The 23,776-nt window shown below is 53.3% G+C and carries 23 protein-coding genes; 8 read left to right on the plus strand and 15 right to left on the minus strand.

The genetic code is table 11. The features are described from left to right. Positions 1-46: 46 nt before the first annotated feature. The 4 genes from htpX to msrC all read right to left on the minus strand — a co-directional run bounded on the left by htpX (position 47) and on the right by msrC (position 4,487). Positions 47-928 (minus strand): protease HtpX, encoded by an 882-nt coding sequence (gene htpX, locus QMZ30_RS16865; protein WP_039335407.1) that lies wholly within the window; start codon positions 926-928, stop codon positions 47-49. A gap of 219 nt (positions 929-1,147) precedes the next feature. Continuing rightward, positions 1,148-3,184 (minus strand): carboxy terminal-processing peptidase, encoded by a 2,037-nt coding sequence (prc, locus tag QMZ30_RS16870; protein ID WP_283228258.1) that lies wholly within the window; start codon positions 3,182-3,184, stop codon positions 1,148-1,150. 19 nt (positions 3,185-3,203) lie between these two features. Beyond that, complete coding sequence (gene proQ, locus QMZ30_RS16875; RefSeq protein WP_283228259.1) at positions 3,204-3,890, minus strand: RNA chaperone ProQ; 687 nt, start codon at positions 3,888-3,890, stop codon at positions 3,204-3,206. Positions 3,891-3,986: 96 nt separating this feature from the next. Then, positions 3,987-4,487 (minus strand): free L-methionine (R)-S-oxide reductase MsrC, encoded by a 501-nt coding sequence (gene msrC / locus QMZ30_RS16880; RefSeq protein ID WP_039335404.1) that lies wholly within the window; start codon positions 4,485-4,487, stop codon positions 3,987-3,989. 217 nt (positions 4,488-4,704) lie between these two features. On the opposite strand from msrC, the gene yebS reads away from it, so the two are divergent. The 3 genes from yebS (at position 4,705) to rsmF (ending at position 10,051) form a co-directional block, all read left to right on the plus strand. Continuing rightward, positions 4,705-5,949, plus strand: a complete 1,245-nt coding sequence (yebS, locus tag QMZ30_RS16885) for a membrane integrity lipid transport subunit YebS (protein ID WP_283228260.1) — start codon at positions 4,705-4,707, stop codon at positions 5,947-5,949. Beyond that, the gene (locus tag QMZ30_RS16890; RefSeq protein ID WP_283228261.1) at positions 5,918-8,551 is read left to right on the plus strand and encodes a PqiB family protein; all 2,634 of its coding nucleotides are present in this window, start codon (positions 5,918-5,920) and stop codon (positions 8,549-8,551) included. The genes yebS and QMZ30_RS16890 overlap by 32 nt, the downstream gene beginning before the upstream one ends. Positions 8,552-8,626: 75 nt before the next feature. Further along, entirely contained in the window at positions 8,627-10,051 is a 1,425-nt protein-coding gene (gene rsmF, locus QMZ30_RS16895) for a 16S rRNA (cytosine(1407)-C(5))-methyltransferase RsmF (RefSeq protein WP_502921488.1), read from the plus strand. A 3-nt stretch (positions 10,052-10,054) separates the two neighbouring features. Here the strand turns inward: rsmF and QMZ30_RS16900 are convergent, their stop codons facing one another. Then, entirely contained in the window at positions 10,055-10,702 is a 648-nt protein-coding gene (locus tag QMZ30_RS16900) for a metallophosphoesterase (protein WP_283228263.1), read from the minus strand. Positions 10,703-10,954: 252 nt separating this feature from the next. Between QMZ30_RS16900 and QMZ30_RS16905 the strand changes: the two genes are divergently transcribed. Next, positions 10,955-11,686 (plus strand): class I SAM-dependent methyltransferase, encoded by a 732-nt coding sequence (locus tag QMZ30_RS16905; RefSeq protein WP_283228264.1) that lies wholly within the window; start codon positions 10,955-10,957, stop codon positions 11,684-11,686. 281 nt (positions 11,687-11,967) lie between these two features. Next, positions 11,968-12,246: a hypothetical protein gene (locus QMZ30_RS16910; RefSeq protein ID WP_283228265.1), complete on the plus strand. Its 279-nt coding sequence runs from the start codon at positions 11,968-11,970 to the stop codon at positions 12,244-12,246. Between the two features lie 41 nt (positions 12,247-12,287). Here the strand turns inward: QMZ30_RS16910 and QMZ30_RS16915 are convergent, their stop codons facing one another. The 6 genes from QMZ30_RS16915 to copC form a co-directional block, all read right to left on the minus strand. After that, positions 12,288-12,455: a hypothetical protein gene (locus QMZ30_RS16915; RefSeq protein WP_166932300.1), complete on the minus strand. Its 168-nt coding sequence runs from the start codon at positions 12,453-12,455 to the stop codon at positions 12,288-12,290. A gap of 108 nt (positions 12,456-12,563) precedes the next feature. Then, complete coding sequence (locus tag QMZ30_RS16920) at positions 12,564-12,890, minus strand: hypothetical protein (protein ID WP_283228266.1); 327 nt, start codon at positions 12,888-12,890, stop codon at positions 12,564-12,566. Between the two features lie 221 nt (positions 12,891-13,111). Continuing rightward, entirely contained in the window at positions 13,112-13,582 is a 471-nt protein-coding gene (locus QMZ30_RS16925) for a fimbrial protein (RefSeq protein ID WP_283228267.1), read from the minus strand. Between the two features lie 596 nt (positions 13,583-14,178). Further along, a complete protein-coding gene (locus QMZ30_RS16930) occupies positions 14,179-14,526 on the minus strand; it encodes a YebY family protein (protein WP_039335496.1) in 348 nt (115 codons plus the stop codon). A 28-nt stretch (positions 14,527-14,554) separates the two neighbouring features. Further along, on the minus strand, positions 14,555-15,436 hold the full coding sequence (gene copD, locus QMZ30_RS16935; protein ID WP_283228268.1) for a copper homeostasis membrane protein CopD: 882 nt from the start codon (positions 15,434-15,436) through the stop codon (positions 14,555-14,557). A gap of 3 nt (positions 15,437-15,439) precedes the next feature. Further along, on the minus strand, positions 15,440-15,817 hold the full coding sequence (gene copC, locus QMZ30_RS16940) for a copper homeostasis periplasmic binding protein CopC (protein ID WP_283228337.1): 378 nt from the start codon (positions 15,815-15,817) through the stop codon (positions 15,440-15,442). A 153-nt stretch (positions 15,818-15,970) separates the two neighbouring features. On the opposite strand from copC, the gene QMZ30_RS16945 reads away from it, so the two are divergent. Together QMZ30_RS16945 and exoX are read left to right on the plus strand one after the other, a co-directional pair. After that, a complete protein-coding gene (locus tag QMZ30_RS16945; protein WP_058969583.1) occupies positions 15,971-16,201 on the plus strand; it encodes a DNA polymerase III subunit theta in 231 nt (76 codons plus the stop codon). Between the two features lie 7 nt (positions 16,202-16,208). Next, positions 16,209-16,877: an exodeoxyribonuclease X gene (exoX, locus tag QMZ30_RS16950; protein WP_283228269.1), complete on the plus strand. Its 669-nt coding sequence runs from the start codon at positions 16,209-16,211 to the stop codon at positions 16,875-16,877. Here the strand turns inward: exoX and QMZ30_RS16955 are convergent. Together QMZ30_RS16955 and QMZ30_RS16960 are read right to left on the minus strand one after the other, a co-directional pair. Next, complete coding sequence (locus QMZ30_RS16955; RefSeq protein WP_283228270.1) at positions 16,871-18,934, minus strand: prolyl oligopeptidase family serine peptidase; 2,064 nt, start codon at positions 18,932-18,934, stop codon at positions 16,871-16,873. The two genes, exoX and QMZ30_RS16955, sit on opposite strands and share 7 nt — an antisense overlap. A gap of 227 nt (positions 18,935-19,161) precedes the next feature. Next, complete coding sequence (locus QMZ30_RS16960; RefSeq protein WP_058969587.1) at positions 19,162-19,803, minus strand: tellurite resistance TerB family protein; 642 nt, start codon at positions 19,801-19,803, stop codon at positions 19,162-19,164. 161 nt (positions 19,804-19,964) lie between these two features. Here QMZ30_RS16960 and purT point away from each other — a divergent pair, with 161 nt between their 5' ends. After that, the gene (gene purT, locus QMZ30_RS16965) at positions 19,965-21,143 is read left to right on the plus strand and encodes a formate-dependent phosphoribosylglycinamide formyltransferase (protein WP_283228271.1); all 1,179 of its coding nucleotides are present in this window, start codon (positions 19,965-19,967) and stop codon (positions 21,141-21,143) included. A 40-nt stretch (positions 21,144-21,183) separates the two neighbouring features. Here purT and QMZ30_RS16970 read toward each other — a convergent pair whose 3' ends face one another. Both QMZ30_RS16970 and zwf read right to left on the minus strand, forming a co-directional pair. Then, entirely contained in the window at positions 21,184-21,822 is a 639-nt protein-coding gene (locus QMZ30_RS16970) for a bifunctional 4-hydroxy-2-oxoglutarate aldolase/2-dehydro-3-deoxy-phosphogluconate aldolase (protein WP_039335335.1), read from the minus strand. A gap of 184 nt (positions 21,823-22,006) precedes the next feature. After that, a complete protein-coding gene (gene zwf / locus QMZ30_RS16975) occupies positions 22,007-23,482 on the minus strand; it encodes a glucose-6-phosphate dehydrogenase (RefSeq protein ID WP_039335333.1) in 1,476 nt (491 codons plus the stop codon). Between the last annotated feature and the right edge of the window lie 294 nt (positions 23,483-23,776).

Raw genomic sequence — 23,776 nt, forward strand, 5'->3', positions numbered from 1 at the left:
AAACAACAAGGGCGCCATCAGGCGCCCTTGTTCATTCAACTATCGATTACTTCAAATAGTCGCCATTACGCAGCGCTTCGATGCGCTTGTCTAACGGCGGGTGCGACATAAACAGCTCGCTCAACGATTTGCTTTTACCGTTAATACAGAACGCCATCATGCTGCTTGGCTCCTGCGGCTCATAGCTGGTTTTCAGGCGCTGCAGGGCGGCAATCATCTTCTCTCGACCGACCAATTTGGCAGAACCGGCATCCGCGTGGAATTCACGGTGACGTGAGAACCACATGGTGATGATGCTGGCAAGAATACCGAACACCAGTTCCAGCACGGTAGCGACAGCAAAATAGACCAGAGGGTTACCGTTACTGCTCTCCTCACCATCGCGGTTGCCCGACAAGAAGCCTGAAGCCACCTGCGCAATAATACGCGAAATAAAGATCACGAAGGTGTTTACCACACCCTGAATCAGCGTCATGGTGATCATGTCACCATTGGCGATATGGGCCACTTCGTGCGCCAACACCGCTTCCGCTTCATCACGGCTCATGTTTTGCAGTAAACCGGTCGAGACCGCCACCAATGAGGCGTCACGACGCGCACCGGTCGCAAAGGCGTTGATATCTGGCGCGTGGTAAATCGCCACCTGCGGCATCGCAATGCCGGACTGTTGAGCCTGGCGGCTGATGGTGTCCATCAACCAGCGTTCTGTCTCGTTACGGGGTTGTTCAATCACTTCACCGCCAACGGATCGTAACGCCATCCACTTGGACATCAGCAGTGAAACAAACGCACCGCCAAAGCCAAACAGACCTGCCATAATCATCAGACCCTGAACACTGCTTGACTGGATTCCTGTCAGACTCAGAATCAGTCCGAATACCAACATCACCGCCAGGTTGGTGACCAGGAAAAGCGCAATACGCATCATAAACGTTAATCTTCCTCAGTTGTGCTCGCGCTCATGCGCGGATATATATCCTATGTTCATTGCGCAGCATTTCAAGCAACCTTAATCTTTAAGTGTCTAAAAAGACATAACTTTACATTTGGTAATGGTGTGCCTGAATCTGCCCATTAGCCACGATAAACAATGATTTTAGCGCAAAAAAAAGCACCGCCGGAGCGGTGCTTCTGATGAAGCTGAGGATTACTTCGCGCTGGCAGCAGGCTGGGATTTCTCCAGCTGCGCCATGTCATTGGCGATGTTGACCGTTTCATCCAGGTACGGATCCGGCTCTTTGTAATCTTTTGGCAAATCATCCAGGCTCTTCAGCGGTGCTTTGCCTTCGGCCTGATAGCGTGCATTGATACGCTCCAGACGCAGTGCATCATCCTCATGGTTCTCTTTCTCACGCTGGGCAAGATTGAGTGACACGATGTTGCGCTTGTCCTTCATAGCATCAAAGCGCGCAATGTCTTTCAGGATGTACTGGAACTCGCGATCTTTGGCGATACGATCGGCATGCTCTTTGGTCAGCTGCGGCACCAGCGCGGTGATATCACCGGTTTTGGTATAAGTCGCCGCATTCACGCTATCCCATGGCAGCGCGTTGTCCTCGAACTTCTCACCTGTCTCTGCCGCTTCCACGCCGGTTGGCATCAGCAGATCTGGCGTAACGCCTTTACGCTGAGTACTGCCGCCGTTGATACGGTAGAACTTCTGGATGGTGTACTGCACAGAACCCAGCGCTGGCCACTCTGGACGCAGCATTTGATCGTAGATGCGGTTCAGCGAACGATACTGCTGGACGGTGCCTTTACCAAAGGTCGGTTCACCGACAATCAACGCACGACCGTAGTCTTGCATGGCTGCAGCGAAGATTTCAGACGCTGAGGCACTGAAACGATCGACCAATACCACCAACGGGCCTTTGTAATACACGATACCGTCGTTATCGCTGTCCTGACGTACGCGACCGTTATTGTCACGCACCTGCACCACCGGGCCGCTAGGGATAAACAGACCAGAGAGTGATACCGCTTCGGTCAATGCACCACCGCCATTGGTACGCAGGTCGATGACGATGCTGTCGACGTTTTGCTTCTGCAGTTTTTGCAGCTGCACTTTCACATCGTCAGTCAGGCCGACATAGAAGCCAGGAATGTCGAGTACGCCGACTTTCTCTTTGCCCACATTGTGAACCGTACCTTTAACGGCACGATCTTCCAGACGGATCTTCTCACGCGTCAGGGTCACAGTACGAGTTTTAGTGCCTTTACCGGCTGGCAGGATTTCCAGGCGCACTTTACTGCCCTTCGGTCCTTTAATTTTGGAGACCACATCATCCAGACGCCAGCCAATCACATCTTCCATCGGCTTGCCCGGTTGGCCCACGCCGACAATGCGGTCGCCCACACTGATGGATTTGCTCTTCGCCGCTGGACCGCCCGCCACCATAGAGTTAATGACCGTGTAGTCATCATCCATTTGCAGCACAGCACCGATGCCCTCGAGTGACAGGCTCATCTCAGTGTTGAACTGTTCGGTATTGCGTGGTGACAGATAGTTGGTGTGCGGATCGATTTCATGCGCGAACGCGGTCATCGCCAGCTGGAACACGTCTTCACTGTTGCTCTGCGCCAGACGACGAATGGCAAAGTTGTAACGCTTGGTCAGCGTTTCGCGGATCTCTTTGTCATCTTTGCCCGCCAGTTTCAGGCTCAGCTCATCATATTTAACTTTGGCATCCCACAGCGCGTTCAGCTCATCTGTGCTCTTCGGCCATGGCGATTTTGAACGGTCAATGTCAATGGTGTCATTGCCGGTGAAATTCATCGGGCGGTTCAACACGCTGAGCGCATATTGATAGCGTTCAAAGCGGCGTTTCTGCGCCAGATTGTAGAGATCGTAAAATACATCCAGCTTACCGCTGCGCAGTTCATCACCGATGGTAGTTTTCTTATCGGCGAATTGAGCAACGTCAGAGGCCAGCAACACATTATGGTTGTAGTCGAGCAGATTCAGGTAGCGATCAAAAATTTTCGCAGAGAAATCCTGATTGAGATCGAACTGACGGTAATGAGAGCGGGTAAAACGCGATGTGACGCGTTCGCTGACGGTAGGATGCTGTGGATCTTCATGTAACTGGGGAATCTGGTCGGCGCGGGTAATGTTGTCTGCGCCAAAGGTGGGGCCTGCTAACAGCAGGCCCGCGATCATACCGATCTTTAAAATGTTGTTCATGCCAGGGTCAGCCTCCGTTTCAGAACTGCAAGTGTTCTGCGCGCACAATCATTGCCATGCCGGAAGCGAGCTGTACCCGAACGCCATCCTTGGTGATTTCAAGAATGGTGGCGTCCATTGCACTTTTGCCTGCTTTAACTTTGATGTTCTGGCCGAGCTGCAAAGTTGAGGTATCAGTGACAGGTATTGCTCGCGGCGGGCGTGGTGCAGCCTGGCGTTCAGTCGACGCCACACGCGGAGCCTGTGGACGAGGCTTACGTGGTGCAGCTTCGCCGCCTTCAGCCGCTTTACGCGGTGCGGGCTTACGCGGGCGACGCTCAGCGGTCTCTTCACCGGCTTCACGCTTCTTCGCACGCTGCTGATCGCGTTGCGCCTGAACGCGCGCTTTGGCTTCTTCTAATTGCTTACGCGCATGCTCCACGTGTTGCTCATCCAGCACGCCACAGGCGTTGCCGTCGAGATCGACACGGGTCGCACCGGCTTTAATGCCGTAAAGATAACGCCAGCTAGAGGTGTAGAGACGTAAGGCCGAACGCAGTTGCGTCTTGCTCAGGCTGTTTTCACCCTGAACGCGCTCAACCAGATCCTGGAAGATACCGATCTTGAGCGGACGCGCTTCGCCATCGGCGCTAAAGCATTGCGGAAAACGCTCCGCCAAAAAGGCGATAACTTCTTTACTGCTATTCAACTTAGGTTGATTTTCCATGAAATTTCCTGATTACTACGGGTTTGCCGACCAGAGCAGGCATGAACAGGCGACATTATAATGACAACATCGCCAAATGCTATGTGATCCAGTCGATTAGCTGCGCGTCAGCTGAATAAATTTTACGATGTCGCTGCCCGCCAGCACTTCACAAAGCCCGTCGGTAAGGGCCACCAGCCCCGTTTCATCCTCACTATCAAAGCGAGAATAAACCGTACTATCAATGTCTAACACACCCACAACGGTGCCATTCACTTTCAGAGGAATCACGATTTCTGCGTTGCTGGCAGCATCACAAGCGATATGTCCCGGGAATGCGTGCACGTCTTCAACTAACTGCACTTTATCCTCTGCAATCGCTGTGCCACATACCCCTTTGCCCACCGGAATACGCACGCATGCGATTTTGCCCTGGAATGGGCCCAACACCAGCGTGTTCGGTTCGGTCAGCAAGTAAAATCCTGCCCAGTTCACACCTTCCAGACGCTCAAATAGCAGCGCACTGCAATTGCCCAGTGCCGCAAGGAAAGAGGTTTCGCCCGCTAACAGTGCACGGACATCGCGATTCAAATCCTCATAAAAGGCTTTTTTGTTCATTGTTTAACCATAACTCGTCACTGTCGTGACCTTGTTGTCACCCAGTTGTTAAAATAAGCACTAATAATCCACCCCCACAAGGTGAATCATTGTGTTAGTTACTATACCCTTAGCAGTCGGTGGTTAAGAATTTTCTCGGACCACAGAATGTTGCAGGCAGATTGCTCTGCTCAGCATGCCGGTAACTGTAACGAACGATGGGCCATTTGCGTCACCTATGAAAATTCACGCTATCAGCCAGACGTTGCCCCACGCACGTTATCAGCGTTGTCCGCAATGCGATACCCTTTTTTCCTTACCGGATGTGAAATCGCATCAGGCTGCGCACTGTCCGCGTTGCCATGCAAAGATTCAAAACGGCCACGACTGGTCAATGACACGTCTAACGGTGATGGCCGTGACCATGATCGTGCTGATGCCCTTCGCCTTTAGCCTGCCGTTGGTAGATATTCGCTTACTTGGCATGCGCATCAACGCCAGCCTGGTGGAAGGTGTGATCCAGATGGCGCAACAGGGCAACGTCCTGACTGCCTCCATGGTGGCGTTCTGCACCATTGGTGCCCCAATGACCTTAGTCGCGGGCATCTGCTATTTATGGATTGGCCACGCCCTCGGTATGAATCTGCGCCCGGTATTGCTGATGCTGGAGAAGCTGAAAGAGTGGGTGATGCTGGATATCTATCTGGTCGGTGTGGCAGTCGCCTCTATCAAGGTGCAGGATTATGCCGCGCTGGAAGTGGGCTACGGTCTGGTGGCCTATATCGCGCTGACGGTACTGAGCCTGCTCACGCTGATTCACCTTAACGTTGAGGATCTGTGGGAACACTATTATCCGCAGGCTGTGCCAACCTCTCCTCCTGAACAGTGGCAGGTCTGCCTGAACTGTCATCAAACCGGCGTGCCGGACGATCGCGGGCGCTGTATGCGTTGTCACACCCCGCTCGACTTCCGTCGTCGCCACAGTTTGCAGAAATCCTGGGCCGCGCTGATTGCTTCGATTGTGCTACTGATCCCCGCTAACTTGCTGCCGATTTCAGTGGTTTACGTCAACGGCGCGCGCCGCGAAGATACCATTTTCTCCGGTATTCTGGGTCTGGCTTCCGGTAACGTGCCTGTCGCGGCGGTGGTGTTTATCGCCAGTATTCTGGTGCCGTTTACCAAAGTGTTAGTGATGCTGACCTTGCTTCTCAGCATCCATTTTAAATGCGAACAGGGCATCAAAACCCGTATTCGATTGCTGCGTGCCATCACCTGGGTGGGACGTTGGTCGATGCTGGATCTGTTCGTGATTGCGGTCACCATGTCGTTGGTGAATCGCGATCAACTGCTGGCTTTTACCATGGGACCTGCCGCGCTCTACTTTGGCGCGGCAGTCATCCTGACCATTATGGCTGTAGAGTGGCTTGATAGCCGCCTGATCTGGGATGCACATGCAACAGGAAACGCCGACTACACCGACTAGCGCCAATCTGCGTAATAAACGCAAGATTTCGCCGTTCTGGTTATTGCCCATTATTGCCCTGCTGATTGCGGGTTGGCTGCTATGGACCAATTATCAGGAGCGCGGTACCACCATTACCATTAACTTCCAGACCGCAGATGGCATCGTGCCGGGACGCACACCCATTCGTTATCAGGGTGTGGAAGTGGGAACGGTACAGGGTATCGTGCTGAGCGATGACTATCACAGCATCCAGATCAAGGCCAGCATCAAGAGTGACATGCGCGATGCGCTGAAAGACAACACCCAATTCTGGCTGGTAACACCGAAAGCTTCACTGGCAGGGGTTTCTGGCCTGGATGCCTTGGTCGGCGGTAACTATATCGGCATGATGCCCGGTGGCGGTAATCCACGTGAGCATTTCACCGCGTTAGATACGCAACCGAAATACCGCGTCAATACCGGTGAACTGCTGATCCATCTGCACTCACCCGATTTGGGATCGTTGAATACAGGTTCCCTGGTCTATTACCGAAAAATCCCGGTGGGCCGTGTCTATGACTACAGCATCAACAGCAATACCGATGGCGTGACCGTCGACGTACTGATTGAGCGCCGCTTCGTCAACCTGGTGAAAAAGCAGAGTCGTTTCTGGAATGTGTCTGGTGTCGATGCGGATGTCAGTCTCAGTGGTGCGAAGGTCAAACTGGAGAGTCTGGCCGCTTTGGTCAATGGTGCCATTGCCTTTGACTCCCCGAATGACGGCCAGCAGGCTAACAGCGATGAAAACTATCAGCTGTATCCTGACCTGGCGCGCAGCCAACGTGGCGTGCAAATCAGCCTTGATTTGCCGAATGGCGATAACCTGAAAGCGGACAGTACTCCCTTAATGTACCAAGGCTTGGAAGTCGGTACGCTCACCAAACTAAACCTGCTGCCTGGCGGCAAAGTCACGGGCGAATTGACTGTCGACCCATCGGTTACCGGCCTGATGCGCAGCGGCACGCGTATTGAGATGCGCGCACCAAAACTAAGCCTGACCGATACCAACCTCAGCAGCCTGCTCACCGGCAACACTTTTGAACTGGTGCCCGGTGAAGGCGAGCCGCAGGATCATTTCACGGTATTACCCGCCAGCGAAACTCTGCTGCAAAAACCCGATGTGCTCACGGTTAAACTGAGTGCGCCAGAAACCTACGGCATCGATGCAGGCCAACCCGTGATGCTGTATGGCATGAAGATCGGTCAGATTATCTCTCGCCAGTTGGATGAGAACGGCATTAGCTTCGCGGTGGCGATCAATCCAGAATTCCGCCATCTGGTACACGCTGACAGCAAGTTCATCGTTAATAGCCGTCTCGATGTGAAGTTTGGTCTTGATGGTATGCAGGTGTTGGGTGCCAGCGCCCGTGAATGGGTCGATGGCGGCATTCGCCTGGTGCCAGGTACCAAAGGTGATCCCTCCGCGCGATACCCTTTATATGCCGACGCCGAACGTGCGCAGGAAGGCATCGTTGGCGATCAGCCGCCGACTACCTTGAAACTCACCGCAGAAAGTTTGCCAGACGTACAGGCCGGTTCTGTGGTGCTGTATCGTAAATTCCAGGTGGGTGAAGTAGTAGACGTGTTACCGCGCGCCGATGCCTTTGAGATTTCCATTCACATCGAGCCGCAATATCGCAAATTGCTCACCAGTGAAAGTGTGTTCTGGGCCGAAGGCGGTGCGAAAGTGCAGCTCAACGGCAGCGGCTTAACGGTGCAGGCTTCGCCATTGAATCGTGCGCTGAAAGGCGCTATCAGCTTCGATAACCTGACCGGCGCACAGGCCGCTAAAGGCGTGAAGCGCGTTCTGTACTCATCTGAAACCGCCGCGCGTGCCGTGGGTAGCCAAATCACCCTACACACCTTTGACGCCAGCAAACTGGCAGCCGGTATGCCGATTCGCTATCTCGGTATCAATGTTGGTCAGGTCGAATCACTGGCACTGAGCAAAGACAACAACCAGGTGGTGGCAAAAGCCGTGCTGTATCCTGAATATGTGCAGGACTTCGCGCGCATCGGCAGCCGCTTCTCGGTGGTGTCACCGGAAATTTCGGCCGCGGGCGTCAACCATCTGGAAACGCTGCTCCAGCCTTATCTCAACGTCGATCCGGGGAAAGGTGCTCAGGCTCGCGTGTTTGAGTTGCAGGAGAGCACCATTACCGATTCGCGTTACCTCAACGGTCTTAACATCTATGTGGATGCCACCGAAGCCGGTTCACTGTCGCTGGGCACGCCTGTGCTGTTCCGTGGTGTTGAAGTGGGTACCGTGACCGGCACCTCATTGGGTAACATGGCGGACCGCGTGCAGATCGCCCTGCGCATCAGCAAGAAATATCAGCATCTGGTGCGTAACAACTCGGTGTTCTGGCTGGCTTCCGGTTATAACCTCGACTTCGGCCTGATTGGCGGCGTGGTGAAAACCGGCACCTTCCAGCAATTTATCCGTGGCGGCATTCAGTTTGCCACCCCGCCGACGGTGCCACTGGCACCGCAGGCCGGAGCCGATAAGCACTTCCTGCTGCAAGATGAAGCGCCGAAAGAGTGGCGCAACTGGGGAACGGCAATTCCGGACCCCAATTAAGCAATCGGGCAGCCTGCGGGCTGCCCGATTTGTTTGCACGTGTTACACTTCGCGCTTCATTTGATGCCCCGGTATATTTCTGTGTCCGATCGCTTTCCCGAAGATTTCCTTGCGCTGATGCGCGCCAGCCTCGCTGATGAAAATGAACTGCAGCGTTTTCTGGCGATCAGTCAACAACCGCTGCGCCGTAGCCTGCGAGTCAACACGCTAAAAATCAGCGTTGAGGCGTTTCTGGCGCACACCGCGCACTACAACTGGCGTCTGACACCGATTCCCTGGTGTCCGGAAGGTTTCTGGATTGAGCGAGACGACGAGTCACTTCCGCTCGGCAGCGCCGCCGAACATTTGAGTGGTTTGTTCTATATTCAGGAAGCCAGCTCGATGTTGCCAGTAACAGCACTGTTTGATGCCGCACCCGATGCGCGTCAGGTGATGGATGTAGCCGCAGCACCGGGATCCAAAACCACGCAAATGGCCGCGTTGATGCGCAATCAGGGTGCCATCCTCGCCAATGAGTATTCGGCCAGCCGCGTGAAAGTGCTGCACGCCAATATCAGCCGCTGCGGCGTCAGTAACGTGGCATTGACCCACTTTGACGGCCGCGTGTTCGGCGCTGCACTCCCTGAGCAGTTTGACGCCATCCTGCTGGACGCCCCCTGCTCCGGCGAAGGCGTGGTACGCAAAGACGCCGACGCGCTGCGAAACTGGACGCTTGCCAGCACCGAAGAGATTGCCGCCACACAACGCGATCTTATCGACAGTGCCTTTCATGCCCTGCAACCTGGCGGCACGCTGATTTACTCAACCTGCACCCTGAACCAGATTGAGAATCAGCAGGTGATTGCCTGGCTGCAACAGCGTTATCCAGACGCCATGGAGATTGTGCCGCTGGACGGCTTGTTTGCGGGGGCAGAGCAAGCGTTGACACCTGAAGGTTTTTTACACGTGTTCCCGCAAATCTTCGATAGCGAAGGCTTTTTCGTCGCACGCCTGCGCAAAACCGCCCGTGTCCCGGTATTGCCTGCACCAACCTATAAAGTCGGCAAACTGCCCTTCTCACCGGCCAGCCGCAAACTCTCTGCTGAAGTGCAGCAAGCGGCAGCGAAAGTGGGTATCCAGTGGGATGAGAATCATACCTTGTGGCAACGAGACAAAGAGTTGTGGCTATTTCCTGCCGCGCTGGAAAGTTGGTTGGGCAGAGTGCGCTTCTCGCGCATCGGGGTGAGGCTGGCAGAGACCTTTCCTAAAGGCTATCGCTGGCAACATGAAGCGGTGGTCGCCTTTACTCAGCCGGGCAGCGCGTTAGATTTTGAACTCACCATTGACGAAGCGGAAAGCTGGTACCGTGGCCAGGATATCCGTCCTGAGACGTTACCTGCGCAGGATGAAGTCATCGTCACTTATCAGCAGCAACCGCTGGGATTAGCCAAGAAAGTCAGCAACCGCATCAAAAACAGCTATCCCCGTGAGCTGGTGCGTGATGGTCGTCTGTTCCGCTAACCATTACTGCAGTTGAACCAGCGTTAATCGATTACCGAACACCGCGCCGGTATCGATGTAATGCTGGTTCGCCACATTGAGTGGTTGCTCCAATGGCGTGTGTCCGAAATAGAAATCGCTGGCACCGTCGATGCTGGCGGAAGCCCCGCGATGATGGCGCCCCAGGCGATCACGGCTCCATACCACCTGATGCCAGTCAACGTCTTGTCCCAGCTGATAGTGGCTGGCAGGATAGTCGGCATGGGCGATAACCACCACGCGATCCGCCAATTCGATATGTAAAATCAACGGTAAATCGGCGCAACGTTTTAACGCATGACGCGCAGCAATCAAATCCGCGCCTTTTAACTGCCAGAACCAGTCGCCGCCGTTCATCATCCACAACATCGGGTCATGCCCATCCAGCGCTGATAGCGCCATTTGTTCATGGTTACCACGCACGCAGCGGAACCAAGGCTCTTGCAGCAGCTGTAAACAGCCGGGGCTGTCGGGTCCGCGATCGATAAGATCACCCACTGACAGCAATAAATCCTGCTGTTTATCGAAGTCATGCAGGATCAGTTGCGAATCCAGTTGAGCGCGGCAACCATGTAAATCACCAACAACCCATATGTTACGCCACGTTTTGGCACTCACCGTTTGGTAAAACATGTAATCTTTCCCGGTTGACTGGAAGTTTAGTGAACCCGGCTTAAAGTATAGTCCGGTGAGAAGGAGCCAAGGGAGGGAACAGCGTGAGCAGCCGTAAACAATTTATTGGCGTATTGGTGTTTATATTTCTGGGTAGCTTGCTGCTGCTGGAATCGCTTGCGCGCTTGGTGCATCTGCTGTTTGTGGGCTAACCGCTATTTCCTGACGAGCTAAACCTCTAAACTCCTTTCCGATTCATATAAAGGAGCCAATATGAGCCAGAACATTTACGATAATCCCACTTTCTTCGCCGGCTATGCCACCTTGCCCCGTTCGGTAGCAGGATTGGATGGCGCACCCGAGTGGCCAGCATTGAGAGCCATGTTGCCCGCTCTCAATGACTTGCGCATCGTTGACTTGGGCTGTGGATACGGCTGGTTTTGCCGCTATGCGCAGCAACAAGGTGCTCGTGAAGTGCTTGGAATTGATGTCTCAGAAAAGATGCTGGCACAAGCCGCGGCCATGACTTCCACGTCAGGCATTCGCTATGAACGTGCAGATTTAGAAACACTGCAGCTTTATGAAACCTTTGATCTTGCCTATAGCTCTCTGGCGTTGCATTACCTCAGCAACATCGAGCCATTGTTAACCAACCTGTTCGATTCATTGCAGCCCGGTGGCATGCTAATCTTTTCCTGTGAACACCCCATTTATACCGCTCCGCTTCAGCAGCAGTGGATTGTGGATGATCAACAGCAACGCAGTTGGCCGATCAATCATTATCAACAAGAGGGTGAGCGCATTAGCAATTGGTTTGCTGATGGCGTGAAGAAACAGCATCGAAAATTAGCCAGTTGGATCAACGCATTGATTGGAGCAGGATTCGAGATTGTGCATCTTGATGAATGGGGACCTTCCGCTGAGCAAGTAAAACTGAATCCAGGATTAGAGGAAGAGCGCGATCGGCCGATGATGTTTTTACTGTCAGCCAGAAAACCACAGTAAGTTTCAACACAGGCTGCGTCCTGCAGCCCTGATGAAAGTCCCGTCCGGCGCTTATCTCCGGCGCTCATTGAAGGCGTTAGCTCTGTGCGGGACGGCGAAGACTTTACCAACTAAGACAATTCTGAACAAGTTAAATGATATTAACTATCATTCTCACTATTGATTTTTACGCTTCGCTTACATAAGTGATGCTCATTCAACCATCCTGCTGGCACTTGAAGTCACAACGCGCTGAAGCCTTTTGCTACGCTTAGAACAGTATTCTCAGCAAGGAGTGAGCAATGAAAGACTATTATAAAATCGATTTGGAGCATTTCATGCATAATAACGCGGATTTGATTCGCGATATTAAAAGCCGAGCGCCGGTTTATGCAGATGATTATGGACTAGAGGTAGTGCAATATATTAATCGTGAAGTGAAGCAAGCCCACCTGAATTACATTGAAAGCCTTGGCGTGCACGATCCCTATGAATATTATATTTCTCAGCATGAGGAAGACCGCTACCTGGCTGATAAGCTGATCGCTCAGCATCGCGCCGCGTTAAACCACACCGCTTAATGTATTGATTTGCCACACAAACCGTGTGGCAAATAGCTCCCTTAATGGGAAAGGAAGAAGATCGCCAGCAGGAAAAACACCCACAATCCGGCAAAGGTAGCAAAGCCGACACGAGGCGTTTTTGTCCGACCGACCACGACTCCAATAAAGATACTCAGCAGTGTTAAGGTGCCAATCATTACCCAGAGAAGATATTGCGCATTTGCCATGAAGAGTCCTTATTAACCGGCAATAAAAAATGATGCGCACCCTTATACCATTTTTCACACTCACTGGCTGCTGATAAATGTCCGCAACTTTAGTGCTGGCTTGATTCTCTACGCCGTTGTATGACCGCAACGCACCGTTTTTAGCTGCTCCAGCTCGTTTAACCGCGCAGTTGCGTGCTTGTTAGCGCTGGCCTTCGCAATGCCATTGCCGATGCCAAAATCACCTAAGAAGCCGATCACCGTTAAGGCATCAAACTCACCAGTTTTGTCAATCTGCTGCTGTACGCTATGGGTCTTAGCGATCTCCTGATCGAGCGTCGCACAATTATAGGTTTGCGCCTCTTCATCACTGACTTTGGGTGACTGGGGATATTGTTTTAGAGCACAGCCGCCGAGCAGCAAGATGATGGGTAGCAAGACAACAGGTTTCAACATCTACAGGCTCTCGTTTGAACGGGTATGGGTGAGACTTGTGGTAAAGAAATCTAACACACTGCGGGCCAGTCAAATGAAAGAATAAATGAACTTTAAACGCTGTTATGCACAAGACTGGCTGTCATTGACCTGATTTTGGGAAGTCTCAATGCAAGAGGCAGGCGCTATGACCAGCTGTTACCCGTAATAGGATTATTGGTGAGATTACTCCCACCAACTCATTATTTGTACATGAGAGAGTAGACAACGCTACTGTTCACTAGTCCTGGTGTAGTTGGACCCTCGGCATAATACTGCACGGCATAAGCCAAGTTGTTAGGTCGATAATAGGTATTATTCGCGACCTGATTTTGATTACCTGCTTGAATAGGCTTTTGGGCCAATGGATCCACTAACTGCAAACTTACATTTGTTGCGCCGGTTTTATTGGTGTTTTTTAAACGCCCGGTCAGCGTATCGACCGTCGGGCCAGCTTCAAAAAAGGCAGCATAGGTCCACATGTCTGGATTACAATTGCTTGTTCTCAATATAAAAGTTTGGAGTCCCGCCGTTTGTGCAGCCGTTTGTAATAAGCTGACATTGACAGTGGGTAATACAATAGTTGCGTCAGAGCCTTGCCCCCCAATACTGACATCGCAAGTATTTTGGGTTAATTCACCATCAAAATTGACCGTGCCAGTTCCGGCTGCCATACACAATGGGCTCATCACAGACAGGGACCAAAGGGCTGCGGGAATAAGAAATCGTGGATGCTTTTTCACTAAAAATCCCTGAGTTAATAGCTAAGTGTCTGGAACGTTCACTCCGCGTTTATCGTTCCCATCTTCATACAAGCTATTCAAACTCGGTGTTTGCTAACTGGCACACAAACTCAAGCTCAGCCGTATGATTATGTGAATTTTATTGTGTTTTATGAATGATCAAAATCGGATAGTAAGTGCACTGGTGTAGGTGATTTCTGGCAATTTGTCAGACAACTGCTGCTTGATGGGGCTGGAATCGTTAGTGTGCCAGGATGTTCAAAATTTGCTTTATACCGCTACTAAAAAAAGACCCAATACGATTCCTGTATCGGGTCCAGGGAAATGGCTCTTTGAGAGCCGTGCGCTAAAAGTTGGCATTTTTGAAGGCGATGTCGCCTTGCCTTTTAAAGGTAGTCGAGGATTGATTAATTTCCAGCCAGCCGCGCCGTTGCGGTGAGGAAGCTGCCAACTCTGTGATCGTGCTGGCACATCGAAGAAGCAAGCGTAGCGGCAAAACTGTGCGCTACGCCCGTATTTTGAAAGGATTACTTACCGCACAGCTGCTGAGTGCGCTCGATGATCGGCTGCAGGCTCATTTTCTGGCCAGGATGCGCTTTATCTTCCGCAACGATGGTATCGATTGATTGCTGAGTCCCTTTACCCGCATCAGCGCGCGCCTGGGCTTTATCGTTCAGCGGATATTGCAGCAAGGTGCTCGGGTTGATGGCGAACAGCGCGCCGTCTTTCTCACAGGTCAGCATCACCTCTTCACGGGTGAAAGGCCACTTATCTTTACCAATCTCAAAACGGCTGACGGTAATAATCTGCGCGGCCATCGCCTGGCTGCACAGTGCCATCAGAATGCAGGCTGGAATCAATTTCTTCAGCAAAATATCGACCTCATTTTTCATTCATTACTCTTCAGGCCGGTGACAGCGTAGCGAACACGCTGACCAATCCGACTACGACCATGGCCAGCAGCAGCTCAAGCTGCGTCAGGCGAATAAACTGTTGCGACGCCTGGTTACCCGCGACGCGAAATTGTGGCACCAGAATATAACGATTGATCAGCGCAATGCCCACCATCATCATCACCAGCATCACTTTGACCACCAGCATCGCACTCCACAGCGTGGTACCCCAGTTGAGCGGTGTACCGCCAATCAACAGGCTGTTAATCAGCCCGGTGATCAGCGCCAGAGCAACAGCCAGATGACCGTAACGCGAAAAGCGCATCATGCAGCGAATCGCATCGGTGCGAAACGCAATCTGACGGGCTTCACGCATCAGCAATAACAGAGGCAATAAACCACCGGTCCAGAACGCGGCGGCAATCAAGTGCAGGGCGTGATTACTCTGCTGCAATAAGCCCGGCACACCATCGCGCATGGCGGCATGCCCGACGCCCGCCAACGCCATCAACTGCAACAAACCACTCACCAGCAATAGCTGCTGGCGCAGAGTGCCACGCAACAGCAAGGCCAGCGTGCTGAGCAGTGCGAAGCCTAACTCCCAGCGCCATACGCTACCGAAACGTGTCGCGAGCACGGCCTGCCAGGTTTCGACATCGCTGACGTTGCGCCAGTCACCGCTCATCAAGCCAGTTTGTGTCGCCAGCATCAGCAACGCACTCAGCAAGCTCAAGATCGCGGTGGTGACAAATATCCGGTGCAGACGCTGTGCCAGCACCGCTCGATAACGCCGCGGTGCCAGAAGAGCGGTATAGAACGCGCTGCCAGCCAGCAAGAACACCGCGATAAAATGCAGTGCGCGCAGGCAAATCCACAACGTGCTCAGACTCATCGGTTACTTAACGCTAAACGCGTAACTTCCCTTGGTTTTATGACCATCGACTGACAACACATGCCAGTTCACCACGTAATCACCTGCGGGCAGCGGCTTGCTGATCGGTACGATCAGTTGATCATGCTGTTTGTCATTGAGTTTGGCCTTCTCCACTGGCATCGGTTGTTGCTGAGCATTCAGCAATTCGACACCGCTGAAAGCGGCTTCAACATCTTCAGTGAAGGTTAAGGTCAGATTCTGTGGAGAACTGTCGACCACCGCTTTGTCGGCAGGAACCGGGGTTTTCAGATGGGCATGTGCCAGTGCAAACTGACTGAAAGTTAACGTAGATGACGCCAGCAACAGCGCCATAAGCGGGTTTAACGCAGTTTTCTTCATCACTTCATCCCTTTTCAATGCAGCCATCTGCTGCAAACGTGGCAGCAGGATACGCCGCTGGTTCAAGCGTGTCGAGACCTGCGGTGCGATCCAATTTCCTTGATCCGTAAAGGGGAAACCATTACTTTTGCCCCTGTTTATCAGGAGAAAAGCATGAGCCAAAACCTTGCCCTGCTGTCGCAGGAAGAGAAAGACAAAGTGAATGTCGATCTGGCCGCCGCTGGCGTGGCCTTTAAAGAGCGCTACAACATGCCCGTGGTAGCTGAAATGGTCGAACGTGAACAGCCAGAAGCGCTGCGTGACTGGTTCCGCCAGCGCTTGATGAGCTATCGTCAGGCCTCGCTCAGCCTTTCCCGCCTGCCCTATGAACCCAAGCAGAAGTAATTAATTTATGTTACGCGTTATCGATACCGAAACCTGTGGTTTGCAAGGCGGCGTCGTCGAAGTCGCTTCCGTGGATGTAATTGATGGTCAGATCGTTAATCCGATGAGCGATTTGATCTGCCCGGACCGGCCAATCAGCCGTCAGGCAATGGCGGTACATCGTATTACCGAAGCGATGGTGGCTGACAAACCCACCATAGAAGAAGCGATTGGCCGCTATCACGGCAGCCCGCATTATGTTGCGCATAACGCCAGTTTTGATCGCCGTATGCTGCCCACTATGCCGGGTGAATGGATCTGCACCATGACGCTGGCACGCCAGCTGTGGCCCGGCATTAAATACGGCAACCAGGCACTGCGCCATAGCCTGAAGCTGGATGTGACCCCGCCGAGCGAACTGCATGCGCACCGTGCGCTGTATGATTGCTATGTCACCGCCGCGCTGCTGATCCGAATTATGGAAACGTCCGGCTGGAACATCAATGAAATGGTCAGCCGTTGCCAGCCAGCAGAAGTGAGTGGTGATGTGTTCCCGTTTGGTAAATACCGTGGACAGAGCATTGGCAGCATTGCACGTAAAGATCCGGGCTATCTGCGCTGGGTGCTGGAAAATGTGCGTGATTTGCGCCCACCGTTACGGCAGGCGCTACGCAAGTACGTTAAGAGCGATCAGTAATCGACGCGGTCTGGCAAACTGCCCTGCGCCAGGCCAATCAGGAAGGTGAACTCCTGCGCCACCCCTTCGTATGCCTTAAAGCGTCCAGATTTGCCGCCATGCCCCGAATCCATCTCGGTACACAGCAGCAGCAGCGTGTCATTGGTTTTTAACTCACGCAGTTTTGCCACCCACTTCGCCGGTTCCCAGTACTGCACCTGGGAATCGTGCAGGCCGGTTGTCACCAGCAAATGCGGATAGGCTTTGGCTTCGATGTTGTCATACGGACTGTATTGCCGAATGATGTGGTAATACTCTTCCTGCTCGGGATTGCCCCACTCATCGTATTCGCCGGTGGTGAGCGGTATTGAGGGGTCCAGCATGGTGGTCACCACATCCACGAACGGCACCTGCGCCACCACGCCGTGGAACAACTCCGGTGCAAGGTTAATGACGCCGCCCATCAATAACCCACCCGCGCTACCGCCCATAGCATAGAGCTGCTGCGGATTGCCGTATCCTTTCGCCACCAACGCCTCGGTGACATCAATGAAGTCGGTAAAGCTGTTCATCTTGTGCTTGAGTCGACCATCGTCGTACCACTGCTGTCCTAACTCACCGCCGCCGCGCACATGGATAATCGCGTAAACAAACCCGCGTTCCAGCAAACTGATCCGGCTGGTGCCGAAGCTGGCATCCATGCTGCTGCCATAAGCGCCATAGCCGTAAGCCAGTAACGGATTGCTGCCTGGTTTGAAGTGTTTACGATGATAAACCAGCGACACCGGCACCTCAGTACCATCGCGCACGGTGATCCAGTGGTGCTCGCTTTTATAGTCGTCAGAGTTGAAACCCGGAACCGGCGTCTGTTTCAGTACTCGCCGCTCGCCACTTTCCATGTTGAGCTCAAACAGTGTGGTGGGCGTGGTCATGGAGGAGTAGCCATAACGCAAGGTGTCGCTTTCTGGCGAAGGGTTGTAAGCCAGCCAGGTGACATACGCAGGGTCATCAAAAGCAATACCAATACTTTCCTGCGTTTCCCAATTGATTTGTCGTAGCGTATTCACGCCGCGCTGGCGCTCTTCGACCACCAGCCAGTGGCGGAACAGCTGGAAATCCTCCAGTACCACATTGTCACGCGCTGGAATGATGGCTTGCCAACGGTTTTCCGCCAGCCATGCGCTGCGATACAAACCGAAGTTTTTACCATCGCGATTGGAGCGGATATAGAACTGGTGATTGTAGTGATCGAGGCTGTATTCGTGGTCGCGACGGCGTGGGCAAAATACCTGTGGCTGCGCATCGGGATATTCGGCATCAATCAGCTGGATTTCACTGGTGGTGGTGCTGTAGAGCGCAATCAGGATGAAATGCTCGGAGGTGGTTTTGTGCACGCTGAGATGGAAACTTTCGTCCTGCTCTTCATACACCAGCTGGTCGTCTGATTGTGGATGACCCAGTTCATGGCGCCATACCTGGTAGGCAAGCAAGGTTTTCGGATGCTTGCGCACATAGTAGAGCGTGCGTGAATCATTCGCCCACGCCACGCTTGAAGATGCCTCACTCAGCACTTCGGGATACCAGCTCCCACTTTGCAGATTGCGGAAGCGTATGCCGTACTGACGGCGTGACAGGAAATCCTCGGCTAACGCCATGACTTCGTTGTCTGGCGTGATCGCCAGCGCTCCCATGGTGTAAAAATCGCTATGCGAGGCACGCTGATTACCGTCAATCAGCAGTTGCCAGGGTTCATCGGCTGGCGCATCTACCGCCTGGCGAAAATAGAGTGGATATTCGTTGCCCACTTCATAACGACTTTGGTAGCGATAACCGTTTTTCACATAGGGCACTGAGTGGTCCTGCTGTGGAATACGATCAACGATCTCCTTCAAAACCCGCTCTTGCAGATTGTTTTGTGAAGCCATCATCGCCTTACCGTAAGCATTTTCGGCATGCAGATGGTCTAGCACTTCGGGATTTTCACGATCGTCATCGCGCAACCAATAGTAGTTATCGGTACGCGTTTCACCGTGCAGGTTCATCACATGGGGGATTTTTTTCGCTTGTGGCTGGTGCATTTTGGCTCCTTTCCCTGAATAACAGCATCCAGCAAGCGTGGCACTTATCACTCAGGAAGCCAAGCATCAGCGCACAGGAAGTACAACAACTGGCTGTCACGCCGTCTGGAGCCGCATCGGGGCTGGCGGTCCTCGCGCTGCGGTTGCCTGCCCCGATGCGGCCCCAGTCTGCTCATCAACCTGGGAGTATGTTGCTCAAAGGGCAAATTTTCTTTGGCCCTACCGCCTCACGCGGCTTTTTCTGTCTCGATATCGCGCTGAATGCCTTCGCGTACATCTTGTGGGATCTTCAGCGCATCACCCAGCGCGGAGAGATAGCTACGCTCCATAAAGTGGTCAACATCAATGGCGGCGCAACTCAGGAAGTACAGTTCCAGCGCTTCTTCTTCGTTTTTCACATCAGCAGCCAGCCATTGGGGATCGAGCGGGCGATTCATCGCCTGTTGGATTAACGCTTCCGCCTGCGCGCCATAGCCCGCCTGATGGATATTCTGTTCGATGGCCGCGCGTTCACGGTCATCAATATGCCCATCGCTTTTGGCCGCGAACACCAGGGCCGTCACCAGCCGCTCTGCGCGTTGATCAACCGGCGTCTGCAACTGACCAAATCCCGGTTCATCCTGATGAGTTTCCCGCACGCGCTGTTTGTATTTGTTCCACAGCACCGCACCCGCCGCCGCGCCGCCGCCCACCAACAGCGCTTTACCGCCGTATTTGGTCAGCAGTTTACGGGTGGATTTGCTGGCCACTAATAATCCCGCCAGGCCACCCAGCGCACCGGGTGCCAACATATCGCTTAACCCACCGGATTTTCCCTCGCCGCCTTTTTTCGCCAGCACCGATTGGATCTGCTGCAACCAATTGCTCATCGTTTAACTCCCGTTTAAGTTTCCGGTTTCTATGCTGCCGCAGCTTGTGTCAGTTAACGTCAGAGCGAGAAAAGTATGGCAAACCTGCAAGAGGCGAAAGCGTGAGTACGCAAACGTTTTCGTATATACTGCGCGCGCATTTTGACTGCTAAGGTGAAATTATGACGACTCTAGGAACCGCGCTGCGCCCTGCCGCAACGCGCGTGATGCTGTTAGGTTCAGGCGAATTGGGCAAAGAAGTGGCGCTGGAGTGTCAGCGTCTGGGTGTGGAAGTGATCGCCGTGGATCGTTATGCCGATGCCCCTGCGATGCACGTTGCTCACCGCAGCCATGTGATCAATATGCTGGATGGCGATGCGCTGGCAGCATTGATTGCGCTGGAGAAGCCACATTTCGTGGTGCCAGAAATCGAAGCCATCGCAACTGAAAAGCTGCTGGAACTGGAAGCACAGGGCCAGAAAGTGGTGCCTACCGCGCGTGCTGCGCGTTTGACCATGAACCGCGAAGGCATTCGTCGTCTGGCCGCCGAAGAGTTGTCCCTGCCGACTTCAACTTATCAGTTTGCCGATAGTAAAGAAAACTTTGTCGCTGCTGCTCACGACATCGGCTTCCCGTGCATCGTTAAGCCTGTAATGAGCTCATCTGGCAAAGGCCAGAGCTTCATCCGTGAAGCCAGCCAGCTGGATAAAGCCTGGGATTACGCACAACAAGGTGGTCGTGCGGGTGCGGGTCGCGTGATTGTTGAAGGTGTGGTGAAGTTTGATTTTGAAATCACCCTACTGACCATCAGCGCAGTGGATGGTATCCACTTCTGCGCACCGATTGGGCACCGTCAGGAAGATGGCGATTATCGTGAATCCTGGCAGCCGCAGCAGATGACCGACCTGGCACTCCAACGCGCTCAGGATATTGCTGCGAAGGTGGTCAAGGCGTTAGGCGGTAATGGCCTGTTCGGCGTCGAGCTGTTTGTCTGTGGTGACGAGGTGGTGTTCAGCGAAGTCTCGCCACGTCCACACGATACCGGCATGGTGACCCTGATATCCCAGGATCTGTCAGAGTTTGCGCTGCATGTGCGTGCGTTCCTCGGATTGCCTATCGGCGGGATTCGTCAGTATGGCCCAGCGGCATCGGCAGTGATCTTGCCGCAGCTGGACAGCCAAAACGTGCAGTTCGTGAATATCGAAGCGGCATTAGGTGCGGGTCTACAGCTACGCCTGTTCGGTAAACCGGAAATTGCCGGTCAGCGCCGTCTGGGTGTGGCTCTGGCGACCGGTGACAATACCGATGACGCCATTGCCCGCGCGGTAGCCAGCGCGGCTGCAGTCAAGGTCGAAGGTTAATCATTACAGGGGCGGCCATCAGGCTGCCCCTGCAACGCCATTATTTTGCCCCTTCAACCGCTTCGCGCGCCAGGCGCGTAATGCGATCCCAGTCACCGCTTTCCAGTGCATCATTTGGCACCAGCCAAGACCCACCAATACAGAGCACGCTCTTCAGTGCCAGGTAATCACGATAGTTAGCGGGAGAGATGCCGCCGGTTGGGCAGAAGCGCACCTGCGGGAACGGACCACCAATCGCTGACAAGGCTTTCACCCCACCATTGGCCTCGGCCGGGAAGAATTTAAACTCGCGCAGGCCATAATCCATGCCCAGCATCAGCTCAGACACGGTGCTGATACCAGGGATAAGCGGCACAGGGCCCTCAACAGCGGCTTTTAACAGAGGTTCGGTTAAACCAGGACTGATAACGAACTGCGCACCGGCATCGGTGACTTCTTTCAACTGCTGGGTGTTGATCACCGTGCCCGCGCCGACAATCGCTTCCGGCACTTCTTTGATCATGGCACGCAACGCGTCCATGGCCACGGGGGTACGCAGCGTCACTTCCAGCACACGTACACCACCGGCCACCAGCGCTTTAGCCATCGGCACCGCGTGTTCCAGTTTGTTAACCACAATCACCGGCACAACCGGGCCCGTTGTCATGATCTGTTCAGCACTTGTTTTCCAGTTCTTCATCACGTTTCCTTAGTGGCATCAGCCCGGCTTACGCCACGCTGTCAATAATTTGGCTCTACCATACAAGATTGGCTGGAGTGGCGTCTATCGGATATCAAAATTTTTTGAAACTCTGGTTCAATTTTAAGAAGAATGAATTTTGGGCACAAAAAAGCCCGCACTGAGCGGGCTTCATTTTTAACGATTACTCAAACTCATTCCAGGAGCGACCATCGCGGGTGATCATGGCGACAGAGGCCACAGGGCCCCAGGTCCCAGCCTGATAAGGTTTAGGCGCATCCGCATCGGCGTTCCACGCATCAATAATCGAATCCACCCAACCCCACGCCGCTTCCACTTCATCACGGCGCACAAACAGTGCCTGAATGCCGCGCATGGTTTCCAGCAGCAGACGCTCGTAAGCATCCGCCAGATGTGACTGGTTGAAGGTTTCGGAGTAGCTCAGATCCAGCTTAGTGGTCTGCAGTTTGTGTTTGTGATCCAGACCTGGCACTTTGTTCAGGATCTCGATATCTACGCCTTCGTCCGGTTGCAGGCGAATCGTCAGCTTGTTCTGTGGCAGTTCAGCGTAGGAGTCTTTGAACAGGTTCATCTCTGGGTTTTTAAAGTAAACCACAACCTCAGAGCATTTGGTCGGCAAACGCTTACCGGTACGCAGGTAGAACGGCACGCCCGCCCAACGCCAGTTATCGATATCCACGCGGATAGCCACGAAGCTCTCAGTGGCGCTCTGCTTGTTAGCCCCCTCTTCTTCCAGATAACCCGGCACTTTTTTGCCTTGTACAAAGCCGGCGGTGTACTGACCGCGCACCGTTTTGTCACGCACGTTGGTCTGGTCGATGCGGCGCAGTGAACGCAGCACTTTCACTTTCTCATCACGGATGGCATCCGCGCTGAGGTCGGATGGCGGTGACATGGCGATCATGGTCAGGATCTGCAACAGGTGATTCTGGATCATGTCGCGCATCTGGCCCGCTTTATCGAAGTAACCCCAACGGCCTTCGATACCCACCTCTTCTGCCACGGTAATCTGCACGTGGTCGATGGTGCGGTTATCCCAGTTATTCACGAAGATAGAGTTGGCGAAACGCAGTGCCAGCAGGTTCAGAACCGTCTCTTTACCCAGATAATGGTCAATACGGAACACCTGGCTCTCTTCGAAATACTTACCGACGCTGTCGTTGATCTCTTGTGAGGTTTCCAGTGAGGTACCGAGCGGCTTTTCCATCACCACGCGCGCCGGTTTGGCATTCAACTTGGCGGCGCCCAGACCATCACAAATCGCGCCGAAGGTGCTGGGCGGCATGGCGAAGTAGTTGATGGTGACACGCTCTTTCTGGTCAAGCATCTTGCCCAGTTTGGTGAAATGGGAAGTGTCGTTAACGTCGAGGTTGCAGAAGTCGAGACGGCTGCTGAGCTTGTCCCACAGCGCTTCATCGATCTTCTCTTTCATGAAGGTTTCCAGCGCCTCACGTACCACTTTGGTGTACGCGTCTTTGTCCCACTCCGCACGCCCCACGCCAATTATGCGTGTGGTGTCGTGAATCTGACCCGCTTTCTCCAGCTGATACAGTGAAGGCAACAGTTTCCGGCGTGCAAGATCGCCTTTGGCACCGAAAATAACCAGATCGCATGCCTGGGCTGTTTGTGTTACCGCCATTTTCCTCTCCTCGTTGCAGGATATACCCGGTTTGAGCGTCCTCATCATCCCAGGTCCTTATTGTAATTTTCTTACAGCACAATGTACTTTTTTCCCCGCATCGGAACAACCCAGACGCGGTGTGGCATTAGCCATTACTTTGAACATGATGGCGAACAAAGATGTGTTGTCGTGTGCGCTTTAGGCTTTTTTTCTGTTTCGATGTTTGTCGGGAAAAACCCGGCAACGATCAAAGTATGACAAAAAAATCGCGCTTACATTTGTCCGCTGCTGCGTGCGAGCCGGTATTACACG

It is taken from the genome of Pantoea sp. EA-12, assembly GCF_030053355.1.
GTDB lineage: Bacteria > Pseudomonadota > Gammaproteobacteria > Enterobacterales > Enterobacteriaceae > Pantoea > Pantoea vagans_C.